Origin of the sequence: Streptomyces capitiformicae, assembly GCF_002214185.1 — a bacterium.
Lineage (GTDB): Bacteria > Actinomycetota > Actinomycetes > Streptomycetales > Streptomycetaceae > Streptomyces > Streptomyces capitiformicae.
The window spans coordinates 9,026,913-9,052,279 of the sequence record NZ_CP022161.1; the positions used below are offsets into that span (position 1 = coordinate 9,026,913).

Here is a 25,367-nt window from a genome sequence, read left to right on the forward strand (position 1 = left end):
CGCCCCTCGTTTCGTCGAGGTGAGATCCTGGGTCCCGTATGTCTACGCCACCTGCCCCCGCCTTCGGCGCCCTCGCCCCCCGTCTGGCCGAGCTGTCCCTGCGCGACGCGCACCGGCTCGGGCGCAGGCTCGAAGGTGCGCGCAAGATCCGTAAGCCCGAGGCCCGGGCCGCCGTGCTCGCCGAGATCGAGGCGGAGGTCGCCAAGGGCGAGGCCCGTATGGCCGAGCGCGCCGCGCGCGTGCCGGCCGTCACGTATCCCGAGCAACTGCCCGTCAGCCAGAAGAAGGACGCGATCGCGGATGCCATCCGCGATCACCAGGTCGTCATCGTCGCGGGTGAGACCGGCTCCGGGAAGACGACCCAGATCCCGAAGATCTGTATGGAGCTGGGGCGTGGCGTACGCGGCATGATCGGGCACACGCAGCCGAGGAGAATCGCGGCCCGTACCGTCGCCGAGCGCGTGGCGGAAGAGCTGCGGACTCCCCTCGGCGAGGCCGTCGGCTGGAAGGTCCGGTTCACCGATCAGGTCGACCAGGACGCCACCTTCGTCAAGCTGATGACGGACGGCATCCTGCTCGCCGAGATCCAGACGGACCGCGAGCTGCGCGCGTACGACACGATCATCATCGACGAGGCCCATGAGCGGTCCCTCAACATCGACTTCCTGCTGGGTTACCTCGCCCAGTTGTTGCCCAAGCGCCCCGACCTCAAGGTCGTCATCACCTCGGCGACCATCGACCCGGAGCGCTTCTCCCGGCACTTCGGGGACGCGCCGATCGTCGAGGTCAGCGGCCGTACGTACCCGGTCGAGGTGCGCTATCGGCCCCTCCTCGAAGAGGACTCCGACGACACCGACCGCGACCAGATCACCGCGATCTGTGACGCCGTCGAGGAGCTCCAGGCCGAGGGCAAGGGCGACATCCTCGTCTTCCTCTCCGGTGAGCGGGAGATCCGTGACACCGCCGACGCGCTGATCAAGAAGCAGTACCGCTTCACGGAAGTACTCCCTCTCTACGCCCGGCTCTCGCACGCCGAGCAGCATCGCGTCTTCCAGCCGCACACCGGCCGCAGGATCGTTCTGGCCACGAACGTCGCCGAGACCTCACTGACCGTCCCCGGCATCAAGTACGTCATCGACCCGGGCTTCGCGCGCATCTCCCGCTACAGCCACCGCACCAAGGTCCAGCGGCTGCCCATCGAGGCGATCTCCCAGGCCAGCGCCAACCAGCGCAAGGGCCGCTGCGGCCGTACCTCCGACGGTGTCTGCATCCGCCTGTACAGCGAGGACGACTTCAACGCGCGGCCCGAATTCACCGACGCCGAGATCCTCCGTACGAACCTCGCCTCCGTCATCCTCCAGATGACCGCGGCCGGCCTCGGCGACATCGAGAAGTTCCCGTTCATCGACCCGCCGGACCATCGCAACATCCGCGACGGTGTTCAGCTCCTCCAGGAGCTCGGTGCGCTGGACCCGGCCCAGAAGGACGTACGCAAGCGCCTGACCCCGATGGGCCGCAAGCTCTCCCAGCTGCCTGTCGACCCGCGGCTGGCCCGTATGGTCGTGGAGGCCGACAAGAACGGCTGTGCCCGCGAGGTCATGGTGATCGCCGCCGCGCTCTCCATCCAGGATCCACGCGAGCGACCCGCCGACAAGCAGACCCAGGCGGACCAGCAGCACGCCCGCTTCAAGGACGAGTCCTCCGACTTCCTCGCGTTCCTCAACCTCTGGCGGTACGTCCGCGAGCAGCAGAAGGAGCGCGGCTCGTCGTCGTTCCGCCGGATGTGCAAGCAGGAGTACCTGAACTTCCTGCGCATTCGCGAATGGCAGGACATCTACAGCCAGCTGCGCACGGTCGCCAAGCAGATGGGCATCCATCTGAACGAGGACGACGCCCCGGAGCAGCAGGTCCATGTGTCGTTGCTGGCCGGTCTGCTCTCCCACATCGGTATGAAGGACGTGAAGGAGGCCGGGAGGGAGAGCGGGAGAAACACAGCGGGAGAGGGCGGGAGAAACACAGCGAAGAACGAGTATCTGGGCGCCCGCAACGCCAAGTTCGCGATCTTCCCGGGCTCGGCCCTCTTCAAGAAACCCCCGCGCTTCGTCATGTCCGCCGAGCTGGTGGAAACGTCGCGACTCTGGGCCCGCGTCAACGCCAAGATCGAGCCCGAGTGGGTCGAGCCGCTCGCCGAGCACCTCCTCAAGCGGACGTACAGCGAACCGCACTGGGAGAAGGACCAGGCGGCCGTGATGGCGTACGAGAAGGTCACGCTCTACGGCGTACCGATCGTCGCCCAGCGGAAGGTCAACTTCGGCCGGATCGACCCGGAAGCCAGCCGTGAGCTTTTCATTCGCAACGCACTTGTCGAGGGCGACTGGCGTACGCACCACAAGTTCTTCGCCGACAACCGCAAACTCCTCAGCGAGGTCGAGGAGTTGGAGCACCGGGCCCGGCGCCGGGACATCGTGGTCGACGACGACACCCTCTTCGACTTCTACGACCAGCGGGTTCCCGAACACGTGGTCTCCGGCGCCCACTTCGACTCCTGGTGGAAGCGCAAGCGGCACGAGCAGCCCGACTTCCTGGACTTCGAGCGGGAGATGCTCATCCGGGAGTCGGCGGAGGCGGTCACGAAGGCCGACTATCCGGACTCGTGGCGCCAGGGGCAGCTCAAGTTCCGTGTGACGTACCAGTTCGAGCCGGGCGCGGACGCGGACGGCGTGACCGTCCACATCCCGCTGCAGGTGCTGAACCAGGTCACGGACGAGGGCTTCGACTGGCAGATCCCGGGCCTGCGGGAGGACGTGGTGACGGAACTGATCCGTTCCCTCCCCAAGCCGATCCGCAGGAACTACGTACCGGCCCCGAACTTCGCCAAGCGGTTCCTGGACACGGCGGTGCCCCTGCAGGAGCCGCTGGCCGTGACCCTCGCCCGCGAACTGAAGCGCATGGTGGGCGTACCGGTGGCGCCCGAGGACTTCGACTGGTCCCGGATCCCCGATCACCTGAAGATCACCTTCCGTATCGTCGACGAACGGCGCCGGAAGCTGGCCGAGGACAAGGATCTGGAGGCGCTTCGGCTGCAGTTGAAGCCGAAGGCCCGCCAGGCCCTCTCCCAGGCGGCCGCGGCCACCGCGGAACGCCAGGGCGGCGAGTCCCTCGAACGGACGGGCCTGACGGACTGGACGATCGGCTCCCTCACCCGCGTCTTCGAGACCCGTCGCGCCGGCCAGCCGGTGAAGGCGTACCCCGCGCTCGTCGACGACGGACCGAAGGCGAACACCGTCTCCGTACGCCTCTTCGACACGGAGGCAGAGCAGCAGGAGGCCATGTGGAAGGGCACCCGTAGGCTCATTCTCCGAAACATTCCGGTCAACCCTGCGAAGTTCGCGAGCGAAAAGCTGACGAACGCGCAGAAGCTGGCGCTGTCGGCGAATCCGCACGGTTCGATCCAGGCCCTGTTCGACGACTGTGCGATGGCCGCGGCGGACAAGCTGATCGCCGACTTCGGCGGGCCGGCGTGGGACGAGTCGTCGTACCGCAAGCTGTACGACAAGGTCCGCGCCGAGATCGTCGGCATGACGGTCCGTACGGTGGGCCAGGTGCAGCAGGTGCTGGCCGCCTGGCAGGCCTGTGAGCGCCGGCTGAAGTCCACGCGCAGCCCTGCCCTCGTGGCCAACCTCGCGGACGTACGGACGCAGCTGGACGCCCTCGTGAAGCCCGGCTTCGTCACGGAAGCGGGCCTGCGCCGCCTCCCGGACCTGATGCGCTATCTGGTGGCGGCCGACCGGCGCCTCCAGCAGATGCCGACCGGCGTCCAGCGGGACACGTCCCGTATGGAGAAGGTCCACGAGATGCGCGACGAGTACGCCTGGCTGCTGGAACAGCTCCCGCAGGGACGGCCCGTCCCCTCCGCTGTCCTGGAGATCCGCTGGATGATCGAGGAACTGCGGGTCAGCTACTTCGCGCACGCGCTGGGGACGGCGTACCCGGTCTCCGACAAGCGGATCGTGAAGGCGATCGACGCGCTTGCGCCGTAGGCGGTGGCCGGTAACGGGGTCTGTACGCTGGGTGAGTTCGACCCGGGGGCCGCTGCTCCTGTACAGTCTTTTCTCGCAGGCCAGCGCGGAAAGGCACTGACTGCGAAACCTGGTCCTGTGGAGCAGTTTGGAGTGCTCGCCACCCTGTCAAGGTGGAGGCCGCGGGTTCAAATCCCGTCAGGACCGCAGTGATGACGAGAGGGCCCGCATCCGAGAAGGATGCGGGCCCTCTTCGCTGTGCGCCGAAGCCGCCCAAGAGCTCGGGGGTGGAGGCGCATTGGCGGGTGCGGGTGGTGTGTGGTTGCTCGCGCAGTTCCCCGCGCCTCTGAAAAGACAGGGCTGCGCCCCAGTCTTTTCAGCGGCCCGCAGGGTCGTGCTTTCAGGGGCGCGGGGCTGTGACATATGCGGCTCCGCCGCGTGGGCGCGACCAGCACCCCAACTCACCCGCACCCGCCAACGCAGCCCACCCACCCGAGCTCCCCCGGACCCCAAGCGGAGCGCCGCGGCTCTTGACGGCGTCACATTCCCCCGGTACCTCAGGAAACAGGGCTCCACGACCCCGGAGGTGGCATATGGCGGCGACCGCTCGGCACGAGACCCGCGCACTGCTCCGTGCTCACCTGTCGGCCGCTTCCTCGTATCGCCACGCGACCCGCCACTGCCCGATCTGCCACCGGCTGTTGCGGCTGGCGTCGGAGCCCGTGGCGGGCGGCGAGGACGGCTCCGAGGGCCCGGCGGCGGGGGAGAGCCCGGCCATACGACCCAAGGCGTGAGACGGGCGGATCGGGGAACACACTCCCGCAGGGGAACGTTTCTTCCTCAACTCCCTTCCCCATTACCGCAGATGAGCCACTGGCAACAAGCGTCTCGGCATGTGACGGGTGTCACCGTATAAGTTTCCAGAGCGTCGACTCTTACCGGGCTCCTACAACTGGTCAATTTAATATGTGCAATTGCACCAGTCCCGGAAGGCCCACACAGGAGATCCAACAGCCCTCCCCAGACTCTGACACGGGCGCGCACAAGCTCACTCGGAAGCCGGCGTTCCGCACCCCCGCAGGAACAGGCCCGCGTCCTCGGGGGCACAAAAAGATCGCGCTGGACCCGGCGGAGTCCAGCGCGATCTACGACGCACCCTTGCTGCAAGGCTCTGTATGGCTTGGGCGTGGGTCCCTGTTGGGGCAGGGCCCGCGTCGCTTGGAGCGGTTGAGCTGTGGCTTCGGACGGTTCGGCCGATGGGGGGACCAGCCGAAATGCCCTGTTATGCGACTGTTCAGGCCTCGCTGCGCTGCTGCGGAATGCCCGCGAGCAGTGCGCGGACCTCAGCCTCGCGGTAACGGCGGTGCCCGCCGAGCGTACGGATGGACGTGAGCTTGCCGGCCTTCGCCCACCGCGTGACCGTCTTGGGGTCGACGCGGAACATGGTGGCGACCTCAGCCGGGGTCAGCAGCGGCTCGGCATCAGGGGTGCGAGCGGTCATGAGCGGCCTCCTCGGGAGAACCGAACCTTCTCGGTTCTTTCCTCTAAATTCTGCACCTTGACCCGCGTTGCCCGAAATGGCGGACGCGAGTCGAGTCGGTTATAGGACGAACGGCTTGTCCTCGGCACTACAACTACACCATCTGTCCAGCCGCGTCGGCCAAACCGATGGAATTGCCCTCCCAGGTGTTCATCAGCGACGGATGCCGATGGACCATGCCATAGCGGACAGTCACGCCAGTGTGACGATCAGTCACACTGGCGTGCAGGAGTCACCAGACCCCCCAAAGCGCGCAATGCTGAGATTCCGCCCACAGGTGGGCAGAAGGAGCCTCCCCCGGACTCCTTGTCCTATTTTGACACGAGGAGATGCGTAAGAGGCAAGGCCCGCGTAAGTGCAATCCGTCACGCTTGGCACCACCTTGATACAAAAGCCCGGATCAGGGCCTAAGTCCCACGATGACGCCCATACGGAACTTCAGTGCGTCAAGCCTGGGCCAAGGGTGGACAGTTCACCATGCTTCAGCCTTTGTGGAAAGCCTTTTCCCAGCCGCCCCACAAGTCACAGGTACGGAGGGAAGGTTCGGGTGGTTCATCCGGAACGTTCGGGCGGGAGGTTCAAGCGGTTCAGTTCGCCGAGCGCCGGTCCCGCACCGCCCGCCACCGCTCGACCAGACGCCCGTACGCCTCCCCTGCTGCCAACCCGTCGCCGCTGCGAAGTGCCTCGATGCCCTCGGCCACATCGGCGGCCGAATGATCACCGTCCAGTTCGTCGGCGGGCAGCACATGCACGAGGCCGCCGTAGTCCAGCTCGACGAACGAGCGCGGGTGGAACTCCTCCAGCCAACGGCCCACGTCGATGAGACCGTCGATCAGCGGCCCCTCGTCGATGGTGTCCCGCAGCGCCCGCAGCCCGCGCGCCACGCGCCGCCGGGCCTGCACCATGGGCGTGCGATAGCGAAGCACGGGCGAGGTCTCGCCCGAGCCCTTCTCATACGTCCGCTCCTCGTCCGAGACGAGGACGAACCAGTTCAGCGGGACGTGCCAGGTGGAGGTGCGGATCCACGGGCGGGCGTCGGGGTTGCGGGCCATCCAGCGCTCGTAGTCCTGGCTCGCCTGCCGCCGCACCAGCGGCGGCAGCACCGCGTCGAGGACCGGCGCGGGCAGCTCCTCGGCCAGGTCGCCGAGCGCCTGCCAGCCGCGCAGCCGGGTACGCCAGGGGCAGACGCAGAGCACGCCGTCGGCGTCCAGCACGAAGGCGTCGCTGCTCTCGTGCACCGGCACCGGCACCGGCGGCGTGGGCAGCAGATCGGCCAGCGAGCGGCGCAGCTCGTCCTGGTACGAGGGCCGGTCGGTGCGCCGGGCGTAGCGCGCCCAGTGGGTGCGCTCGGGCTCGGGGAAGGCCGCCAGCGGCTCGTACACGCGGAGGTACGACGCGTACGGGACGATCACCGAGGACACCTTGGGCACGCCTGCTCCCTCCCCCGGCAGCTACCGGGGAAACCTGCGGAACCCGCACATGAGCGGGCCGGAAAACTGTACGGATCGCACCACGGCCGTACTCCAGGAGTGGGTGATCCTGAAGCTGCGCCGCTGTCGGGCGGGCGCAGGCTCTAGTCTCATGCTCACAGATCCCGCCACCCGCACGGGAGCCTGTATTCAACCGCCGCTTCTTACCCAGGAGTCACCACAGTGACCGAAGTATCTGACGGCGTCCTGCACACCCTGTTCCACTCGGACCAGGGCGGTCACGAGCAAGTCGTGCTCTGCCAGGACCGGGCCAGCGGCCTCAAGGCCGTCATCGCCATCCACTCCACCGCGCTGGGCCCCGCCCTCGGCGGCACCCGCTTCTACCCGTACGCGACCGAGGCCGAGGCCGTCGCCGACGCGCTGAACCTCGCGCGCGGAATGTCGTACAAGAACGCCATGGCCGGGCTCGACCACGGCGGCGGCAAAGCCGTGATCATCGGGGATCCGGACCGCGACAAGACCGAGGAGCTGCTGCTCGCCTACGGGCGGTTCGTGGCCTCTCTGGGCGGCCGGTACGTCACCGCGTGCGACGTCGGCACGTACGTCGCCGACATGGACGTCGTGGCACGCGAGTGCCGCTGGACGACGGGCCGGTCCCCCGAGAACGGCGGCGCCGGCGACTCATCCGTCCTGACCGCCTTCGGCGTCTACCAGGGCATGCGGGCCTCCGCCCAGCACCTGTGGGGCGACCCGTCGCTGCGCGACCGCAGAGTCGGCATCGCGGGCGTCGGCAAGGTCGGCCACCACCTCGTGGAGCATCTGCGGGCGGAGGGCGCCGAGGTCGTGATCACGGACGTCCGCGAGGAGGCCGTACGGCGGATCCTCGACCGCCATCCGGTGGGCGTCACGTCCGTCGCCGACACCGAGGCGCTGATCCGGGTGGAGGGGCTCGACATCTACGCCCCCTGCGCGCTGGGCGGCGCGCTCGACGACGACTCCGTGCCCGTGCTCACCGCCAAGGTGGTGTGCGGCGCCGCCAACAACCAGCTCGCGCACCCCGGTGTCGAGAAGGACCTCGCCGACCGCGGGATCCTCTACGCGCCGGACTACGTCGTGAACGCCGGCGGGGTCATCCAGGTCGCCGACGAGCTCCACGGGTTCGACTTCGAGCGGTGCAAGGCGAAGGCCGCGAAGATCTACGACACCACGCTGGCGATCTTCGCACGTGCGAAGGCGGATGGTGTTCCGCCGGCCGCCGCGGCCGACCGGATCGCCGAGCAGCGGATGCATGAGGCGGCCGCGAAACGCGGACGCTGATCGTTTCCGCTCGTTCCGCGCGAGGGTCGCACATCTTGGGCTGGTACCCGCCGGTGGATTTGGAGAGAACTCTCACTTCGACCGGCGGGTCGCTCGCCGAGAAACGGTTAAAATCGCGGTTGACCAGCGGGGACAGGGCTCCTCGCAGGTTCTGGGCACAGGCGCGTGCTGCGGGCGACGTACCGTATGGGCGCGGGCTCAGGTACCGTGGAAGCCCTACGGACCGGTCTCTCCACGGAGAGCCCGTTCCAGATCATGAACGCGTGTCAAGACTCTGGGGCCGTCGAGCCCCGTCACCGAGGGGGTCGAGCCATGGGGCGCGGCCGGGCCAAGGCCAAGCAGACGAAGGTCGCCCGCCAGCTGAAGTACAACAGCGGCGGGACTGACCTGTCGCGTCTGGCCAGCGAGCTGGGCGCATCGACTTCGAGCCAGCCTCCGAACGGCGAGCCGTTCGAGGACGACGAAGACGACGACAACCCGTACGCCCAGTACGCGGATCTCTACAACGATGACGACGATGACGACGAGGACGATCAGTCCGGTCCCGCGTCGCATCGTCGGGGCGCTTGACGCTCTAGCTGCGCTTCACCCGGTCCGAGTGGTTCCACCACCGGACCGGGTTTTGCGATGCCTTCACACCGCGGGTGCGTTGAGGTTGCTCACGCCCACGCGGCGGAGCCGCACATGTCACAGCCGCGCGCCCCTTTGGGGCGCGTTGCCGCTCAGCCTCGTGCGTAGTCGCCCACCAGTTCTGCGCCTGTCGTGTGGTCGGCGCGGTCGGTGATTTCGCCTGCGACCCAGGCGTCCACGCCGCGGTCCGCCAATGTGGTCAGGGCCACATCGGCGGATTCCTGGGGCACGATCGCGATCATGCCCACACCCATGTTCAGGGTCTTCTCAAGCTCCAAGCGCTCTACCTGGCCCGTCTTGCCGACCAGGTCGAAGATCGGGGCCGGGGTCCAGGTGGAGCGGTCGACCGTGGCGTGGAGGGTGTCGGGGATCACACGGGCCAGGTTGGCGGCCAGGCCGCCGCCCGTCACATGGCTGAACGCGTGTACTTCCGTCGTCCGGGTGAGCGCCAGGCAGTCCAGGGAGTAGATCTTGGTGGGCTCCAGGAGCTCCGCGCCGAGGGGGCGGGCAAGTTCGGCGATCTCGGCGTCCAGGGAGAGGCCGGCCTGGTTGAGGAGGACGTGGCGGACCAGCGAGTACCCGTTCGAGTGAAGGCCGGAGGCCGCCATGGCGATCACCGCGTCACCCGTCCGGATACGATCCGGGCCCAGCAGGTGCTCCGCCTCGACCACGCCCGTGCCCGCGCCGGCGACATCGAAGTCGTCCGGGCCGAGGAGGCCGGGGTGCTCGGCGGTCTCGCCGCCGACGAGGGCGCAGCCGGCGAGGACACAGCCCTCGGCGATGCCCTTGACGATGGCGGCCACGCGCTCGGGGTGGACCTTGCCGACGCAGATGTAGTCGGTCATGAACAGCGGTTCGGCGCCGCAGACCACGATGTCGTCCATCACCATCGCGACCAGGTCGTGGCCGATGGTGTCGTAGACGCCGAGCTGACGCGCGATGTCGACCTTCGTGCCGACGCCGTCCGTGGCGGAGGCGAGCAGCGGGCGCTCGTAGCGCTTGAGGGCGGAGGCGTCGAAGAGGCCGGCGAAACCGCCGAGGCCGCCGAGGACCTCGGGGCGCTGGGTCTTCTTCACCCACTCCTTCATGAGTTCTACGGCGCGGTCGCCCGCCTCGATGTCGACGCCCGCGGCTGCGTAGCTGGCACCAGTTGTCTCAGACATGACGGTGAGAACTTTCGTGTCGTACTGCAGATAAGCAGGTGATGCGGGCCCGCTACGGGCGACGGATCGCGTCGGTCGCGGCCGTGGCGGCGGGCCCGGCGGCCAGCTCGGTCTCGAGGAGCTGCTTGCCGAGGAGCTCGGGGTCGGGCAGCTCCATCGGGTACTCGCCGTCGAAGCAGGCGCGGCAGAGGTTCGGCTTGGCGATGGTGGTCGCCTCGATCATGCCGTCGATGGAGATGTACGCCAGGGAGTCGGCGCCCAGGGAGGTGCCGATCTCGTCGACGGTCATGCCGTTGGCGATGAGCTCGGCGCGGGTGGCGAAGTCGATGCCGAAGAAGCAGGGCCACTTCACGGGGGGAGAGGAAATCCGGATGTGGACTTCCGCCGCTCCCGCCTCGCGGAGCATGCGGACCAGGGCGCGCTGGGTGTTGCCGCGGACGATCGAGTCGTCGACGACCACCAGGCGCTTGCCCTTGATGACTTCCTTCAGCGGGTTCAGCTTCAGGCGGATGCCGAGCTGGCGGATCGTCTGGGAGGGCTGGATGAACGTACGTCCGACGTACGCGTTCTTCACCAGACCCGCACCGAACGGAATGCCGCTCGCCTCCGCGTAGCCGATGGCGGCCGGGGTGCCGGACTCCGGGGTCGCTATGACGAGGTCGGCCTCGACGGGGGCTTCCTTGGCGAGGCGGCGGCCCATCTCGACGCGGGAGAGGTACACGTTCCGGCCGGCGATGTCGGTGTCCGGGCGGGCCAGGTACACATACTCGAAGACACAGCCCTTGGGCTTCGCTTCCGCGAACCGGGAACTGCGCAGACCGTTCTCGTCGATGGCGATGAACTCGCCCGGCTCTATCTCGCGGACGTAGGAGGCACCGCAGATGTCGAGGGCGGCGGACTCGGAGGCGACGACCCAGCCGCGCTCCAGCCGGCCGAGGACCAGCGGGCGGATGCCCTGCGGGTCACGGGCGGCGTAGAGGGTGTGCTCGTCCATGAAGACGAGGGAGAAGGCGCCGCGCACCTGCGGGAAGACCGCGTGGGCGGCCTCCTCGATGGTCAGCGGCTTGCCGTCGGGGTCGACCTGGGCCGCGAGCAGCGCGGTGAGCAGGTCGGTGTCGTTGGTGGCCGCGACGCGGGGCGTACGGCCCTCCTGCTTGGGCAGGTCGGCGACCATCTCGGCGAGCTGGGCCGTGTTGACCAGGTTGCCGTTGTGGCCGAGCGCGATGGAACCGTGCGCGGTGGCACGGAACGTGGGCTGGGCGTTCTCCCATACGGAGGCGCCGGTGGTCGAGTAGCGGGCGTGACCGACCGCGATGTGACCCTGGAGGGAGCCGAGGGAGGTCTCGTCGAAGACCTGGGAAACGAGGCCCATGTCCTTGAAGACGAGGATCTGGGAGCCGTTGCTGACCGCGATACCCGCGGATTCCTGGCCCCGATGCTGGAGGGCGTACAGCCCGAAGTATGTGAGCTTGGCGACCTCTTCGCCCGGGGCCCAGACACCGAAGACGCCACACGCGTCCTGGGGGCCTTTCTCACCGGGGAGAAGGTCGTGGTTGAGTCGTCCGTCACCACGTGGCACGCCATCGAGTGTAGGCGAGATCGTGCACCGGTCCGAATCCGGTGATCTCGCCCGACCCGGTCCCCGACTGCGGGACGTCGCATGTCACTTGTCGGCGACGGCGGCGATACCCGTGTTGTTTCCGCTGGTCAGCGTGATGCTGCGGTGATCGACTCGATACTCCACCGTGCCCTTGAAGAGCTCCAGGACGCTCCGTTCGACGGCCATGAGTGAGTCGGAGCACATCCGTCGGGTGGTGCGCGGCGGACCGAGGGTGATCTTCCCGTCGCTCACGGTTGCCTTCGCCGAGACCTCGTTGCACCCGGCGCTGCCTTGAATCGTCCCGGCCTTCTCGTCGAGCGTGAACCAGGCCTTGCCGTCGGCGCCCTCGGGGAGCGAGGAGGCGACGTCGTGGTCGAGGAGCGACTCGACCTGCCACTTGGTGCCGTACAGCTCCGCGGGCTTCTCCTCGCTGAGCTTCACGGTGTCGCCCTCGGTGGTGCTGAGGGTGAGCTTGCCGTTGGTCTTCTCGGGGGTGAAAGTCCCGGTGTCGAGTGCGCGGGCGAAGGTCTCCTCGAACTTCATCGAGACGTCCCCGCAGGCGATCTCGGTGGACCGGGCGACCTCGAAGTCGATGCCGTCGTCCTTGAAGGTGGCGGTGCTGCCGAAGGTGTTGCAGCCGTAGTTGCCCTCGACCTCGCCCTTGTCGTCGATCTTCAGGTAGGCGCCGTCGGGGGCCTGGGCGGTCCTGCCGTCGACGGTGAGGCTGTCCACGGCCCAGCGGACGCCGGTGACGGACGACTTCGTCGTGTTCGTACCCGAGCCGACGGTGCCGCTGCCGGAGTCGCCGGCCGACTCGGTGCCGCAGGCCACGAGGAGCGGAAACAGGGTCAGGGCCGCCACCGGGAGGGCGGTGCGGGTCAGTCGCAGCTTGTCCATGCCGGTGGGACGGGTGGGGTGCGTGGGCGGTTCCACCGGTCTTCTCGCGCCCGGTGCTCAGCCCATGAGAGGGAGCAGCCCGCCGAGGTCGGCCCGTTCGCCGCTCGCGCTGACCTTCGCCTCGTCCAGGGCAAAGGCCCAGTCCAGGCGGCCGGTGGCGAGGCGGAGCCAGGTCAGCGGGTCGGTCTCGACGACGTTGGGCGGGGTGCCCCGGGTGTGCCTCGGCCCCTCCACGCACTGCACGACGGCGTACGGCGGGATCCGCACCTCCGTGGCCGCGCCGGGCGCCCGCACGGCGAGCGCGTCCGCGAGCAGGCGGGTGCAGGCGGCGAGGGCCTGACGGTCGTACGGGATGTCGAGGCCCGGCACGGCGGCGTTCAGGTCGTCGGTGTGGACGGCCAGTTCGACGGTCCGTGTGACCAGGTAGTCGGCCAGGGTCATGAAGCCGGGACGGGTGGCGAGCAGCCGCTCGCCCGGGGTGGCGGCCAGCCGCTCGGTCAGCCGCTGCTCGGTGCGGGCGTACAGCGCATCGAGGTCAGGGTGCTCGCGGGCGAAGTCCCGGCCCAGGTCGGCGCCCGCGGCTGCCAGAGCGGCGGTCGCGAACGGCCAGTCGAACAGGGAGAGTTCGGCCTTCGCGGGTGGCTCCAGGTCGATGGTCCGGCTGACGCTCTCGACGGCCATGGCGATATGCGCGGCCAGTTCCCGCACGGTCCAGTCACCGAGGCGCGTGGGATCCGTGAGCTGCTCGGGGGTGAGGGTGCGGACTGCGTCTCGTACGTTCCCGAACTGGGCCAGTACGGCCTTGCGGGTCTTGGCGGGGTCGTAGGTACGGGGGCGCTTCTTGGCCGGGGGCATGAGGGCGAGCGTAGCCCGGCGACGAACTCAGGGCAGGCATGCACAGACTGTCACGTGATCGGCTCAGTCTGTTCATGGGGAGGTCAGGGGCACGTGGCCGGAGTAAGCCTTTTCTGTCGACCATTCGTTCCTCTTGGGACGCATGCTCGATCAGGGGGCGAGAGGTGCTCGAGACGGTCGCCGACTTCTTCAACGGGCTCAGCAACGGGCAGATGTGGGCGGGGGTCCTGGTGTGCGCCCTGGCCGCGAGCCTCGCGGCGTACTGGCTGGACAAGTACCAGGGGTGGCGGCGGATCAGTTGGAGCGAGGTCTACAACGGCCCCATCAACAAGCACATCAACAGCCAGCCACCGCCCGGCATGTGGGAGATCCACTGGCAGGGTCGGCAGATCAGCGAGGGCAGCCTGGTCATCCTGGAGGTGCGCAACTCCGGGGTGCAGACGCTGGAGAAGGAGCACTTCGCCGCCCCGCTGAGCTTCCGGTTCGAGGGCAGGAAGGTCGTCCACTTCAAGGTGCGCGACGCCGAGGAGCCACTGGAGACGGCCCTGCGCCCCTTCGTACGCGCCGCCGTCACGCCCGAGCAGGCCGACGGCGACGGTGGCGGCGACCAGCGGCAGACCACGACACGGCAGAGCACGGCCCGGCCGACCGACTCGATAACCCTGCCGCAGTTCACCCTCAACAAGCATGAGCACTTCCGGCAGCTGGTCCTGCTGGAGGAGGACGACGAGAGCGACGGCACCGCGGGCAAGCCCCCCAAGACCACCCACGCCGGCAAGCTGAGGGGCGGCCGCATCAAGCGGAGCGTCGGGCGCGCCGGACGCAGACTCGCCACCGCCATCGTCATCCTCCTCGTGGCTTCCCTCAGCGTCGGCACCGGTGTGTACGCCAACCAGAAGAGCCTGGAACTCCGCGCGACCTGTTCCCCCGGCACCCTCACCCTGACGGGCTCGACCGCGTTCTCGCCGCTCGCCTACCAGGTCAAAGAGGCGTACGAGGTGCAGTGCCCCGGAACCAAGGTGGTGCTGTCGGCGACCGGCAGCGAGGAGGGGCTGCGGGCACTGGAGGCGCATCCCGCCGACGAGATCATTGCCATGGCGGACACCGTGGCCGGTCAGAAACCGGAGCAGGGCTACGACGCCCACCGGGTCGGCGTCCTCGTCTTCACGGTCGTGGCCAACGAATCGCTCGGCAAGGACCTCACCAACGGCGAGTCCCTCTGGGAGAAGGGCCTTACCCAGCCGCAGCTCCGGCAGATCTTCTCCGGAGGCACGGTCAGCGACGACGACGGCCGCTTCACCGAGACCCCCGTGGCGGTGATCCGCTCCAACAGCTCGGGTACCCGTAACGTCTTCGAGGACCGGGTACTCGGCCCCGTCCCCGCCCTGCCCGGCGCCGACGCCTGCCCCCGCCCCGCCCCTGGAGGGGAGGACACCGGCAACGAGAACCCGTCCCGGATCTGCTGGGTCCGCTCCACGCTGGAACTGCTCGACTACGTCAACCGCACCCCGAACGCCATCGGGTACGCCGAGGCCGACGCCCTCCCCTTCTTCCCCAAGGTGCGGACCGTACCGATCAACAGCACGGCCCCCACCACGGAGAACGTCCTCAACGGCAACTACAGGTTCTGGGCCTCCGAGGTCCTCTACACCCAGCCCGGCGCGACCGGCCTGCCCCGCAACTTCCTCGGCTTCCTCCGTAGTCGGGGCGTGTCGAAGCTGTTGGAGGGCCAGGGGTTCCTGCCGTGCCGGGAGGTGGAGGGCTCCAGGGATGACGCGATGAGGTGCTGAGGCCTTGGGCTACGCCTTCACCGGGCGGGGGTGCGGGCGTAGGAAAACCACACTCACCCCAGGGCATCCACACTCGGCGCGGCAACCTCCACAACACGCCCGAAACGAACCCCATGCACCTGTCGCGCCGCTTTGGTCCGCCCTGTCGTGACCCACAGGATCTGTCCTGAAACAGGTGTCGCGTGCATGGCCGGCCACGGGGGCCGGCCCACAGCACAGGCACACGGCACGGGACGAACGGGGGACGTTCGGCGTGTTACGTATTCACTTCGGACCGGAGGACCTGGCCCGGCTGCGCGTAGCGGCGGGCCCCGACCCACTCTGGGAGATCACACACAGCCTGCACCGCCTGCAGAGCAGGACAGGACGCCGGGCCTACGCCCACTGGTTCCACGACGCCCGGCCCGCGCTGGCCGGCACCCCGCTGGGTACGGCGGTGAAGAAGCTGTTGATGCCCGTACTGCCACGCGCGGTCTACTTCCCCGACTTCCTGACTCCGCACGCGGGGGACGGGGGCCTGGACGAGGGCCTGTCGGCCGTCCTCGACACACCGCCCGCCCGGGTGCGGGACGAGACGGAGACCCTCCGTCGAGTCGTCGGAGCGCCCGCGTGGGTCACCCGGCTCGCGGAGCCGAAGTCCCGTGGGGAGTTCACCGCGGTCCTCCGCGCCTACTACGAGGCGGTGCTCGCCCCGCACCTCGACACCATCCAGGCCCGGGTCGACAACGAACGCGCCCTGCGCACCCGCGCGTTCCTCGACGGCGGGGTCGACGGCCTGCTCACCGGCCTCGCCCCCGGAATCCGCTGGCGGCCCCCGGTACTGGAGGTCGACTACCGCGACGACCGCGACCTGCACCTCGACGGACGCGGGCTGCGCCTCCTCCCCTCGTACTTCTGCTGGCGCACACCGACCTCACTCGCCGACCCGAACCTGCCCCCAGTCCTCGTCTACCCGCTGCACCACACACCGGCGCCCACGCCCCAGCGCCCGGCCGACGACGCGCCCCTGGCCACGCTGCTCGGTCGAACCAGGGCGGCCGTACTGCGCACCCTCGCCTGCGGGGCCACCACCTCGGAGCTGGCCCGCATCCTGGGGATCTCGCCCGCCACTGCCACCCACCACACGACCGTGCTGCGCGACGCGGGCCTCGTCACCAGCCACCGCAACGCCAACACCATGCTGCACACCCTCACCCCGACCGGCGCGGCACTGCTCGGCTCCGACCGGGGTGAGCAGGGTCTTTTGAGGCGCGTCGAAAGTCATGGCCCCTCCTCCACGGCCGCTGAGACCGTTACGTCGTGCTGAGCGGAACAGCACGGATCTACACAAGGCAGACAAAACGGGAGGAGCAACTATGCGTATCAGCAAGCGAGTTGCCGTCGCGGGCGGCGTTCTCGCGCTCGGCGGGTTCATCGCCGGGCTGACGCCCGCCCAGGCGGCGCCCAGCGGGGCTCAGGCGATCAAGTACCACTTCGTGTTCGACAAGAAGACGAACACTGACTCACGTCTCATTCTGGTCAAGACGCAGCCCAACAAGCCCGCGAAGAAGGTCGCCTCGTGGCGGGCCGGTTCGGGGACCACCACGGACAGCTGCGCGAAGAACAAGGGCTGGCTGCCGAACGGCACGTACGAGATCAAGCGGTACAACACCAACTACAACGGGTCCCTCATCAAGGGCTACGCCTTCCAGCTGTCCGACAAGAGGTGCAAGCCCGGCGGCACCCTGCGCAACGAACTCTTCATCCACAGCGAGATGAAGAAGGACGGCAACGCGGGCAACACCGAGGCCACGCGCTGGGACGGCAACAGCGACTACAAGTCGGCCGGCTGCATCAAGCTGAAGCCGTCGGACATCCGGAGCGTCTACAAGACAGCCAAGAGCGTCGGCTTCCCCCGCACGCTCAAGGTCGTCAGCTGACCCCGCACCCCACATGACGCGAGGCCGCCGCCCCAGGCACACGAGGGATACCTGGAGCGGCGGCCTTCGCCGTCGTACGACCGGGCTTTACGCCAGCAGCGCCGGGATGGTGCCCTCGTGCGCCTCGCGCAGCTCGTCCAGCGTCAGCGTGAACTCGCCCTGGACATCCACCGAGTCACCGTCCACGACACCGATACGGGTGACGGGCAGGCCCCTCGCGCCGCACATGTCGTTGAAGCGGACCTCCTCGGAGCGCGGCACGGCGACGACGGCGCGGCCCGCGGACTCCGACAGCAGGAAGGTGAACGCGTCCAGACCGTCCGGGACGATCAGACGCGCGCCCTTGCCGCCCAGCAGGGCCGACTCGACGACCGCCTGGATGAGGCCGCCGTCGGACAGGTCGTGCGCGGAGTCGATCATGCCGTCACGGGAGGCGGAGATGAGGATCTCGGCGAGGAGACGCTCGCGCTCCAGGTCGACCTGCGGGGGCAGCCCGCCCAGGTGATCGTGGACAACCTGCGACCAGGCCGAACCGCCGAACTCCTCACGCGTGTCGCCGAGGAGATAGAGCAGCTGCCCCTCCTCCTGGAAGGCGACCGGCGTGCGGCGAGCGACGTCGTCGATGACACCCAGGACCGCCACCACCGGGGTGGGGTGGATCGCCACCTCGCCCGTCTGGTTGTACAGCGACACGTTGCCGCCGGTCACCGGGGTGCCCAGCTGCTGGCAGGCGTCCGCGAGACCGCGTACGGCCTCCGCGAACTGCCACATCACCGCCGGGTCCTCGGGGGAACCGAAGTTCAGGCAGTCGGAGACGGCGAGCGGCTTGGCGCCGGTCGTCGCCACGTTCCGGTACGCCTCCGCCAGCGCCAGCTGCGCGCCCGCGTACGGGTCGAGCTTGGCGTAGCGGCCGTTGCCGTCCGTCGCGATGGCGACACCCAGGCCGGTCGATTCGTCGACGCGGATCATGCCCGAGTCCTCGGGCTGCGCGAGAACCGTGTTGCCCTGCACGAAGTGGTCGTACTGGGAGGTGATCCAGGACTTGGAGGCCTGGTTGGGGGACGCCACCAGCTTCAGGACCTGGTCCTTCAGCTCCTCGGACGTCTCCGGGCGGGGCAGCTTGTTCGCGTCGTCCGCCTGCAGCTCGTCCTGCCAGGACGGGCGGGCGTACGGGCGCTCGTAGACCGGGCCCTCGTGAGCCACGGTCCGCGGGTCGACGTCGACGATCTTGCCGCCGTGCCAGTAGATCTCCAGGCGGTCACCGTCGGTCACCTCACCGATGACCGTGGCGATGACGTCCCACTTCGCGCAGATCTCCAGGAACCGGTCGACCTTCTCCGGCTCCACCACCGCGCACATGCGTTCCTGCGACTCGCTCATGAGGATCTCCTCGGGCGAGAGCGTGGAGTCGCGGAGGGGTACGTCGTCGAGGGTGACGCGCATGCCGCCGGAGCCGTTCGAGGCCAGTTCGGACGTGGCACACGACAGGCCGGCCGCACCCAGGTCCTGGATGCCGACGACCAGCTTCTCCTTGAACGCCTCCAGGGTGCACTCGATGAGGAGCTTCTCCTGGAAGGGGTCGCCGACCTGGACGGCCGGACGCTTGGAGGGCTTGGCGTCGTCGAAGGTCTCGGAGGCCAGGATGGACGCGCCGCCGATGCCGTCGCCGCCCGTACGGGCCCCGTAGAGGATGACCTTGTTACCCGCGCCGGAGGCCTTCGCGAGGTGGATGTCCTCGTGCCGCATGACGCCGATGGCACCGGCGTTGACCAGCGGGTTCCCCTGGTAGCAGGAGTCGAAGACGACCTCGCCGCCGATGTTGGGCAGGCCCAGGCAGTTGCCGTAGCCGCCGATGCCGGCGACGACGCCCGGCAGGACGCGCTTGGTGTCCGGGTGGTCCGCCGCGCCGAAGCGCAGGGGGTCGACCACGGCGACCGGGCGCGCGCCCATCGCGATGATGTCGCGGACGATGCCGCCGACACCCGTGGCCGCGCCCTGGTACGGCTCGACGTAGGAGGGGTGGTTGTGGGACTCGACCTTGAAGGTCACGGCGTAACCCTGGCCGACGTCCACCACGCCCGCGTTCTCACCGATGCCCACCAGCAGCGCATCGCTCTGCGGCGCCTTCTCACCGAACTGGCGCAGGTGGACCTTCGAGGACTTGTACGAGCAGTGCTCGGACCACATGACGGAGTACATGGCGAGCTCGGCACCGGTGGGCCGGCGGCCGAGGATCTCGACGACCCTCTCGTACTCGTCCTTCTTCAGGCCGAGTTCGGCCCAGGGCAGCTCGACGTCGGGGGTCTCGGCCGCGTGCTCGACCGTGTCCAGAGGCGTCCGGCTCATACGTTGACCAGCTTCTTGAGGATCGAGGTGAAGAAGGGGAGGCCGTCGGTGCGGCCGGTGCCGACGAGCGGCTCCACGGCGTGCTCCGGGTGCGGCATCAGACCGACGACGTTGCCCGCCTCGTTGGTGATGCCGGCGATGTCGTTGAGCGAGCCGTTGGGGTTGAAGTCCAGGTACCGGAACGCGACCCGGCCCTCGGCCTCCAGCTTGTCCAGCGTGTACTGGTCGGCGACGTACCGGCCGTCCATGTTCTTCAGCGGGATGTGGATCTCCTGGCCGGCCTCGTAGTCGGCGGTCCAGGAGGTCTCCGCGTTCTCCACCCGCAGCTTCTGGTCGCGGCAGATGAAGTGGAGGTGGTCGTTGCCGAGCATCCCGCCCGGGAGGAGGTGGGCCTCCGTGAGGATCTGGAAGCCGTTGCAGATACCGAGGACCGGCAGTCCGGCCTTCGCCTGCTCGATGACCGTCTCCATCACCGGCGAGAAGCGGGAGATGGCACCGGCGCGCAGATAGTCGCCGTAACTGAAACCACCGGGCAGCACCACGGCGTCGACCTGCTTGAGGTCCTTGTCCTTGTGCCAGAGCGCGACGGGTTCCGCACCGGCGAGCCTGATCGCGCGCTGCGTGTCCCGGTCGTCGAGGCTGCCCGGAAAAGTGACGACGCCAATACGAGCGGTCACTTTCCTGCCTCCACGACTTCCTCCACCTTCACGGTGAAGTCCTCGATCACGGTGTTGGCGAGGAAGGATTCCGCCAGCTCATGGATGCGGGCGAGCGCGGCGTCGTCCACCGGTCCATCCACTTCCAGTTCGAATCGCTTTCCCTGACGTACGTCGGAGACACCCTCGAAACCGAGGCGCGGCAGCGCGCGCTGCACCGCCTGGCCCTGGGGGTCGAGGATCTCCGGCTTGAGCATGACGTCGACTACGACGCGTGCCACTGGCACTCCCGGTGTGTGGTGCTGAGCAGGTTCCTTCAGACTACCCGCACAAAATTTCTACGCGAGTAGATTCGTAGGAATCTACAGAGAATCCGCGTGATGGCGGTCACGATCCGGTATCAAGTGATCCTCTTCGCGAAAAGTTCAGGGAAAGATCCCCGCACCCTATTGCGCGAAGGACACACGGACGGATTAAGTCTGGTCTTCACTTTGCATTGCCGGGCCCTGTACAAATGAATTGGCAATAGCCGATACTTTGCCCAAATAACAGCCGGACAACCGACATCCCCGGGACGTAAGGGCACGTCAACGGAGAGATGTCGCACGAAGGGACCGATATTCGTGGCGCAGCGTGTCGTGGTCACTCTCTCCGACGACATCGACGGCTCGGAAGCGGCGGAGACGATCGCCTTCGGACTCGACGGCAAGTCGTACGAGATCGACCTGAACGAAGCCAATGCCAAGAAACTGCGCAAGGCGCTCGCGCCCTACGTGGAGGCCGGCCGCAAGCGGTCGAAGTCGGGCAAGGCGTACAAGCAGACCCAGGTCGCCCCGGACCCGGCGGCGGTCCGCGCCTGGGCACAGGCCAACAAGATGGAGGTCCCCGCGCGCGGCCGAATCCCGAAGAAGGTCTACGAGGCGTTCGCCGAGGCGCAGTGAGTCCCCGGTGAGCCAAGGGCCGACGACCGGTCACCCGCCCCTCGGAGGAACCGACTTGCGCTGCACCCCTCCCGGTCAGCTAGAGTCTGGAGCACGCCGAGGGGCAAGGTCGAAAGGCCCAGCTCAACGGAGTCACGCGGGTGTAGTTCAGTAGCAGAACATCCCCCTTCCAGGGGGAAGGCGCAGTGTGCAATTCCTGTCACCCGCTCTGATCGCTTACCGAGCATCCTTCCGGATCAGGTAAAGTGGTCTCCGCGCCGATCGGTGGGAGCCGATCGGATGCAATGCGGACGTAGCTCAGTTGGTAGAGCGCAACCTTGCCAAGGTTGAGGTCGCGAGTTCGAGCCTCGTCGTCCGCTCTGGAAAGAAGGCCCCGGTCCACTGGACCGGGGCCTTCTTCGTGTTGCCATTGCTACGCAAGGGGTTCCTGCGGCTCCCGCCCTGACATTTGTCATGCCGAGTGATGACACCGCGCACTGCTCCCCGGCCCGTACCGCCGAGACGCTGAAGGCATGAAAACGAACGGGCACGAAGGCGTGAACACTCACGATCACGAGAACGTGATCGAGGTCACCGACCTGCGGCGCGTGTACGGGGGCGGTTTCGAGGCCGTACGGGGAATCACGTTCTCCGTCGGACGGGGAGAACTCTTCGCGCTCCTGGGCACCAATGGCGCGGGCAAGACATCGACGGTCGAGCTGTTGGAGGGTCTCGCACCGCCGTCCGGCGGACACGTGCGGGTCCTCGGGCACGACCCCTACCGGGAGCGCGCGGCCGTACGCCCCCGGATCGGCGTGATGCTCCAAGAGGGTGGCTTCCCCTCCGAGCTGACCGTCGCGGAGACGGTACGGATGTGGGCCGGCTGCACCAGTGGGGCCCGGCCAGTGGGGGAGGCGCTGGAGTTCGTCGGGCTCGGGCGGCGGGCCGGCGTACGGGTCAAGCAGCTGTCCGGGGGTGAGAAGCGGCGCCTGGACCTGGCGCTCGCGCTGCTCGGACGGCCGGAGGTCCTCTTCCTGGACGAGCCGACGACCGGGCTCGACGCGGAGGGCCGCCGGGACACATGGGAGCTGGTACGGGAGTTGCGCGACGGGGGTACGACCGTGCTGCTGACCACGCACTACCTGGAAGAGGCGGAGGACCTCGCCGACCGGCTCGCCATCCTCCACGAGGGCGGCGTCGCCGCGACCGGTACCCCGGCCGAGGTGACCGCCTCCCAGCCGTCCCGGATCTCCTTCGACCTGCCCGACGGGTACTTCCTCGGCGACCTGCCCCCGCTGGGCGAAATGGGCGTCACGGGGCACGAGGTCGACGGCCGCACAGTGGTGCTGCGCACGAACGAGCTCCAGCGGGCCGCCACCGGACTGCTGGTGTGGGCCGAGCGGGCCCGGGTCGAACTGGGACGCCTCGAGGTGCGGTCGGCCTCGCTGGAGGAGGCGTTTCTGCGGATCGCACGGGAGACGGCGGCCGCCGGGGCCGGGCGTAGGGAAACGGGCCGTAAGGACGAGGTGGCCGCATGAGTACGACGACTACGACCACGGGCACGGGCACGGGCACGGCTTCGGTCGCCCCGGCCGGTACGACCACCGTCAAGAGCCGTATGACCGCCCTCGCCCGAGCCGAGCTGACGCTGCTGGGGCGCAGCCGGGCCACGCTGGTCACGGCGCTGCTCGTGCCGCTGCTGCTGCCGCTCAGTGTCCGGTCGGCGACGGATCAGATGGACCTGGAGAAGGTGGGACTGAGCGTCGGGACGGTCATCCTTCCCGCCGCCGTCGGCTTCGCGCTGCTGTTCGCCATCTACGCCGCGCTGACCAACATCTACGTCGTACGCCGTGAGGAACTCGTCCTGAAACGGCTGCGGACCGGAGAGCTGCGCGACCCGGAGATCCTGGTCGGCGCCGCGCTGCCCGCCGTCGGCATCGGGTTCGCGCAGTGCGTGGTCGTCTCGATCGGCTGCGCGGTCCTGCTCGACGTCGGGGCCCCGCCCGCGCCCCATCTCGCCGTGCTGGGCGTGCTGTTGGGGATCGTGATGTGTGTCGCCCTGGCGGCGGTCACGGCCGGGTTCAGTCGTACGGCCGAGAGCGCCCAGGTGACCTCGCTGCCGTTGATGTTCGTGTCGGTGCTCGGCTCGGGCGTGACCGTGCCGCTCGAAGTACTGCCCGACCGCGTGGCCTCCGTCTGCGAACTGCTGCCGCTCAGCCCTGTGATCACGCTGGTGCGCGGCGGCTGGACCGGTGACCTGTCGGCGTACGAGGCCCTCGGCGCCGTCGCCACCGCGCTGGCCTGGACCGTGCTCGCGGTGTTTGCTGTACGACGGTGGTTCCGTTGGGAGCCGCGCCGATGAGGGGAGTTGGGCCATGCGGGGGCCGGGGGCCTGGTGGCGGGGGAAGAGCACACCGGCGAAGGTGGAGACGTACACGCGGTGGTCGTTCCACTCCTTCCCGTTGATCGAGGTCGGCTCGTTCGGGGTGCCGCTCTTCGGGCAGGTACCGCTGCCGCAGGCGAGCTGGATGTTCGCGCTGATGTGCGGACACGGCGTACTCGGCTCACTGACCGGAGCGCGGGCGCTCGACTGGGTGCGCGGCACCCGCGAACAGCCCCTCCGGCTGATGTGGGCGGTCGGAGTGGTCAGCATGTTGATCGGGGTCGCCGCATTTGTACTGGTCACACGCGGGGTCGACGACGAGGCGGCCACCGCGCTGGGCGCGGTGTTCGGGGGTGTGCTGGTCTTCGGCGTCGGGATGATCACGCTCGGCATCCGTCGGCGTCGGACCGCGCTGTACCTGATCACGGGCTTCGCGGCGGGCTCCGGCGTCCTGGGCCTCCTCCTGGGCGCCGAAGCGACCAACGCGCTGGCCGCGGCGATCGCCGTGCTGCTCGGCACCTCGTTCTTCGCCTTCACCTCGGTCTTCTCCGTATGGCTCCTCAAGGCCGTCTACGAACTCGACGCCGCCCGCGAGACCCGGGCCCGGCTCGCCGTCGCCGAGGAGCGGCTCCGCTTCGGGCGCGACCTGCACGATGTGATCGGCCGCAACCTCGCGGTGATCGCGCTCAAGAGCGAGCTGGCCGTCCAGCTGGCCCGCCGGGAGCGGCCCGAGGCCGTCGAGCAGATGGTCGAGGTCCAGCGGATCGCGCAGGAGTCGCAGCGCGAGGTGCGGGATGTCGTACGGGGGTACCGCGAGGCCGATCTTGGGGTCGAACTCGCCGGTGCGCAAGGGGTGTTGGAGGCGGCCGGCATCGACTGCTCGGTCGACGGCGACGACACGGCGGAACTGCCGGGGGAGGTGCAGTCCGCGCTCGCCTGGGTGGTGCGGGAGGGGACGACGAACGTGCTGCGGCACGGGAACGCCGGGCAGTGTGCGGTGAGCTTGCGGGTGACGGCGGGGCAGGTGGTGCTGACCTTGGAGAACGACATGGAGAACGGTGAGGTGCGGGGCGCCGGATCCGGGCTCGCCGGGCTGCGGGAGCGGCTGGCGATCGTGGACGGGACCCTGCAGGCGGGGCCGGTGGACGGGGACGCGTTCCGGGTGGTGGCCACGGTGCCGTTGACCTCGGCGGGCGCGGGGCCGGCGGGCGCGGAGGGCACCAAGGTCGCGCGGGGCGCGGACGTCGTACGAGGGGTCGCCTCATGACCGCCGTACCCGAGGCCGTGCGGCCCGTGCGGTTGTTGCTTGCCGATGATGAGCATCTGATCCGGGGGGCGCTGGCCGCGTTGCTGGCGTTGGAGGATGACCTGGTGGTCGTCGCGGAGGCGGCCAGTGGGCCGGAGGCGCTGGCCATGGCTCGGGCGCATGAGCCGGATGTGGCGGTGCTGGATCTGCAGATGCCGGGGGCGGACGGTGTGAGGGTGGCCACATCGCTGCGCGCCGAACTGCCGGCCTGCCGGGTGCTGATCGTCACCGGTCACGGGCGGCCGGGGCATCTGAAGCGGGCGCTTGAGGCGGGTGTGCGCGGGTTCGTGCCCAAGACCGTCAGCGCGCAGCGGCTCGCGGAGATCATCCGGACCGTGCACGCGGGAAACCGTTACGTCGACCCGGAGTTGGCCGCCGACGCGATCTCCTCCGGGGACTCGCCGCTCACCTCGCGGGAGGCCGAGGTGCTGGAGTTCGCCGCCGACGGGGCCCCCGTCGCGGAGATCGCCGAGCGGGCCGCGCTGTCTCAGGGGACCGTACGGAACTATCTCTCCTCGGCCGTGTCCAAGCTCGGCGTGGAGAACCGTCATGCGGCAGTGCGGCTCGCACGGGAGCGAGGTTGGGTATAGTTGCTC

At 68.7% G+C, this 25,367-nt stretch carries 21 protein-coding genes and 3 tRNA genes; 15 read left to right on the forward strand and 9 right to left on the reverse strand.

The genetic code is table 11. The annotated features are described in order from the left end of the window. Positions 1-38: 38 nt before the first annotated feature. The 3 genes from hrpA to CES90_RS40505 all read left to right on the forward strand — a co-directional run bounded on the left by hrpA (position 39) and on the right by CES90_RS40505 (position 4,813). On the forward strand, positions 39-4,040 hold the full coding sequence (gene hrpA, locus CES90_RS40495; protein WP_189781053.1) for an ATP-dependent RNA helicase HrpA: 4,002 nt from the start codon (positions 39-41) through the stop codon (positions 4,038-4,040). Positions 4,041-4,151: 111 nt separating this feature from the next. Further along, positions 4,152-4,226, forward strand: a tRNA-Asp gene (locus CES90_RS40500). A 386-nt stretch (positions 4,227-4,612) separates the two neighbouring features. Continuing rightward, positions 4,613-4,813 carry a DUF6274 family protein gene (locus CES90_RS40505; protein WP_189781052.1) on the forward strand — a complete coding sequence of 67 codons (201 nt, stop codon included), beginning with the start codon at positions 4,613-4,615 and terminating at the stop codon, positions 4,811-4,813. Positions 4,814-5,313: 500 nt separating this feature from the next. Here the strand turns inward: CES90_RS40505 and bldC are convergent, their stop codons facing one another. Both bldC and CES90_RS40515 read right to left on the reverse strand, forming a co-directional pair. Beyond that, complete coding sequence (gene bldC / locus CES90_RS40510; protein WP_003949541.1) at positions 5,314-5,520, reverse strand: developmental transcriptional regulator BldC; 207 nt, start codon at positions 5,518-5,520, stop codon at positions 5,314-5,316. 626 nt (positions 5,521-6,146) lie between these two features. Further along, entirely contained in the window at positions 6,147-6,989 is an 843-nt protein-coding gene (locus CES90_RS40515) for a hypothetical protein (protein ID WP_189781051.1), read from the reverse strand. A gap of 222 nt (positions 6,990-7,211) precedes the next feature. Here CES90_RS40515 and CES90_RS40520 point away from each other — a divergent pair, with 222 nt between their 5' ends. Together CES90_RS40520 and CES90_RS40525 are read left to right on the forward strand one after the other, a co-directional pair. After that, positions 7,212-8,306, forward strand: a complete 1,095-nt coding sequence (locus CES90_RS40520; protein WP_189781050.1) for a Leu/Phe/Val dehydrogenase — start codon at positions 7,212-7,214, stop codon at positions 8,304-8,306. Between the two features lie 312 nt (positions 8,307-8,618). Beyond that, positions 8,619-8,876 carry a DUF3073 domain-containing protein gene (locus CES90_RS40525; protein ID WP_189781049.1) on the forward strand — a complete coding sequence of 86 codons (258 nt, stop codon included), beginning with the start codon at positions 8,619-8,621 and terminating at the stop codon, positions 8,874-8,876. Between the two features lie 152 nt (positions 8,877-9,028). Here CES90_RS40525 and purM read toward each other — a convergent pair whose 3' ends face one another. The 4 genes from purM to CES90_RS40545 form a co-directional block, all read right to left on the reverse strand. Further along, entirely contained in the window at positions 9,029-10,099 is a 1,071-nt protein-coding gene (gene purM / locus CES90_RS40530; RefSeq protein ID WP_189781048.1) for a phosphoribosylformylglycinamidine cyclo-ligase, read from the reverse strand. A 52-nt stretch (positions 10,100-10,151) separates the two neighbouring features. Then, positions 10,152-11,678, reverse strand: coding sequence for an amidophosphoribosyltransferase (gene purF, locus CES90_RS40535; RefSeq protein ID WP_189781047.1), 1,527 nt, complete (start codon positions 11,676-11,678; stop codon positions 10,152-10,154). An 84-nt stretch (positions 11,679-11,762) separates the two neighbouring features. Continuing rightward, complete coding sequence (locus CES90_RS40540) at positions 11,763-12,596, reverse strand: META domain-containing protein (RefSeq protein ID WP_189781120.1); 834 nt, start codon at positions 12,594-12,596, stop codon at positions 11,763-11,765. A gap of 57 nt (positions 12,597-12,653) precedes the next feature. Beyond that, the gene (locus CES90_RS40545) at positions 12,654-13,451 is read right to left on the reverse strand and encodes a maleylpyruvate isomerase family mycothiol-dependent enzyme (protein ID WP_189781046.1); all 798 of its coding nucleotides are present in this window, start codon (positions 13,449-13,451) and stop codon (positions 12,654-12,656) included. Between the two features lie 164 nt (positions 13,452-13,615). Here CES90_RS40545 and CES90_RS40550 point away from each other — a divergent pair, with 164 nt between their 5' ends. From CES90_RS40550 to CES90_RS40560, 3 genes are all read left to right on the forward strand, one after another. Continuing rightward, on the forward strand, positions 13,616-15,241 hold the full coding sequence (locus tag CES90_RS40550) for a substrate-binding domain-containing protein (RefSeq protein WP_189781045.1): 1,626 nt from the start codon (positions 13,616-13,618) through the stop codon (positions 15,239-15,241). Positions 15,242-15,494: 253 nt separating this feature from the next. Further along, positions 15,495-16,547 carry an ArsR/SmtB family transcription factor gene (locus CES90_RS40555; protein WP_189781044.1) on the forward strand — a complete coding sequence of 351 codons (1,053 nt, stop codon included), beginning with the start codon at positions 15,495-15,497 and terminating at the stop codon, positions 16,545-16,547. A gap of 49 nt (positions 16,548-16,596) precedes the next feature. Then, the gene (locus tag CES90_RS40560) at positions 16,597-17,160 is read left to right on the forward strand and encodes a L,D-transpeptidase family protein (protein ID WP_189781043.1); all 564 of its coding nucleotides are present in this window, start codon (positions 16,597-16,599) and stop codon (positions 17,158-17,160) included. Positions 17,161-17,247: 87 nt separating this feature from the next. On the opposite strand, the gene purL is transcribed toward CES90_RS40560, so the two are convergent. The 3 genes from purL to purS are packed head-to-tail and all read right to left on the reverse strand — an operon-like array spanning position 17,248 to position 20,443. Continuing rightward, positions 17,248-19,506: a phosphoribosylformylglycinamidine synthase subunit PurL gene (purL, locus tag CES90_RS40565; protein WP_189781042.1), complete on the reverse strand. Its 2,259-nt coding sequence runs from the start codon at positions 19,504-19,506 to the stop codon at positions 17,248-17,250. After that, on the reverse strand, positions 19,503-20,183 hold the full coding sequence (gene purQ / locus CES90_RS40570) for a phosphoribosylformylglycinamidine synthase subunit PurQ (protein WP_189781041.1): 681 nt from the start codon (positions 20,181-20,183) through the stop codon (positions 19,503-19,505). The genes purL and purQ overlap by 4 nt, the downstream gene beginning before the upstream one ends. After that, positions 20,180-20,443, reverse strand: coding sequence for a phosphoribosylformylglycinamidine synthase subunit PurS (purS, locus tag CES90_RS40575; RefSeq protein ID WP_055514060.1), 264 nt, complete (start codon positions 20,441-20,443; stop codon positions 20,180-20,182). The genes purQ and purS overlap by 4 nt, the downstream gene beginning before the upstream one ends. Positions 20,444-20,785: 342 nt before the next feature. Between purS and CES90_RS40580 the strand changes: the two genes are divergently transcribed. The 7 genes from CES90_RS40580 (at position 20,786) to CES90_RS40610 (ending at position 25,361) form a co-directional block, all read left to right on the forward strand. Then, on the forward strand, positions 20,786-21,103 hold the full coding sequence (locus tag CES90_RS40580; RefSeq protein WP_189781040.1) for a histone-like nucleoid-structuring protein Lsr2: 318 nt from the start codon (positions 20,786-20,788) through the stop codon (positions 21,101-21,103). 136 nt (positions 21,104-21,239) lie between these two features. After that, a tRNA-Gly gene (locus CES90_RS40585) sits at positions 21,240-21,311 on the forward strand. Between the two features lie 78 nt (positions 21,312-21,389). Continuing rightward, a tRNA-Gly gene (locus tag CES90_RS40590) sits at positions 21,390-21,462 on the forward strand. Between the two features lie 153 nt (positions 21,463-21,615). Further along, positions 21,616-22,620: an ABC transporter ATP-binding protein gene (locus CES90_RS40595; RefSeq protein WP_189781039.1), complete on the forward strand. Its 1,005-nt coding sequence runs from the start codon at positions 21,616-21,618 to the stop codon at positions 22,618-22,620. Beyond that, a complete protein-coding gene (locus CES90_RS40600) occupies positions 22,617-23,444 on the forward strand; it encodes an ABC transporter permease (protein ID WP_189781038.1) in 828 nt (275 codons plus the stop codon). The genes CES90_RS40595 and CES90_RS40600 overlap by 4 nt, the downstream gene beginning before the upstream one ends. 13 nt (positions 23,445-23,457) lie before the next feature. Next, positions 23,458-24,732 carry a sensor histidine kinase gene (locus CES90_RS40605; RefSeq protein ID WP_189781037.1) on the forward strand — a complete coding sequence of 425 codons (1,275 nt, stop codon included), beginning with the start codon at positions 23,458-23,460 and terminating at the stop codon, positions 24,730-24,732. Then, positions 24,729-25,361: a response regulator transcription factor gene (locus CES90_RS40610; RefSeq protein WP_189781036.1), complete on the forward strand. Its 633-nt coding sequence runs from the start codon at positions 24,729-24,731 to the stop codon at positions 25,359-25,361. The genes CES90_RS40605 and CES90_RS40610 overlap by 4 nt, the downstream gene beginning before the upstream one ends. Positions 25,362-25,367 lie beyond the last annotated feature (6 nt).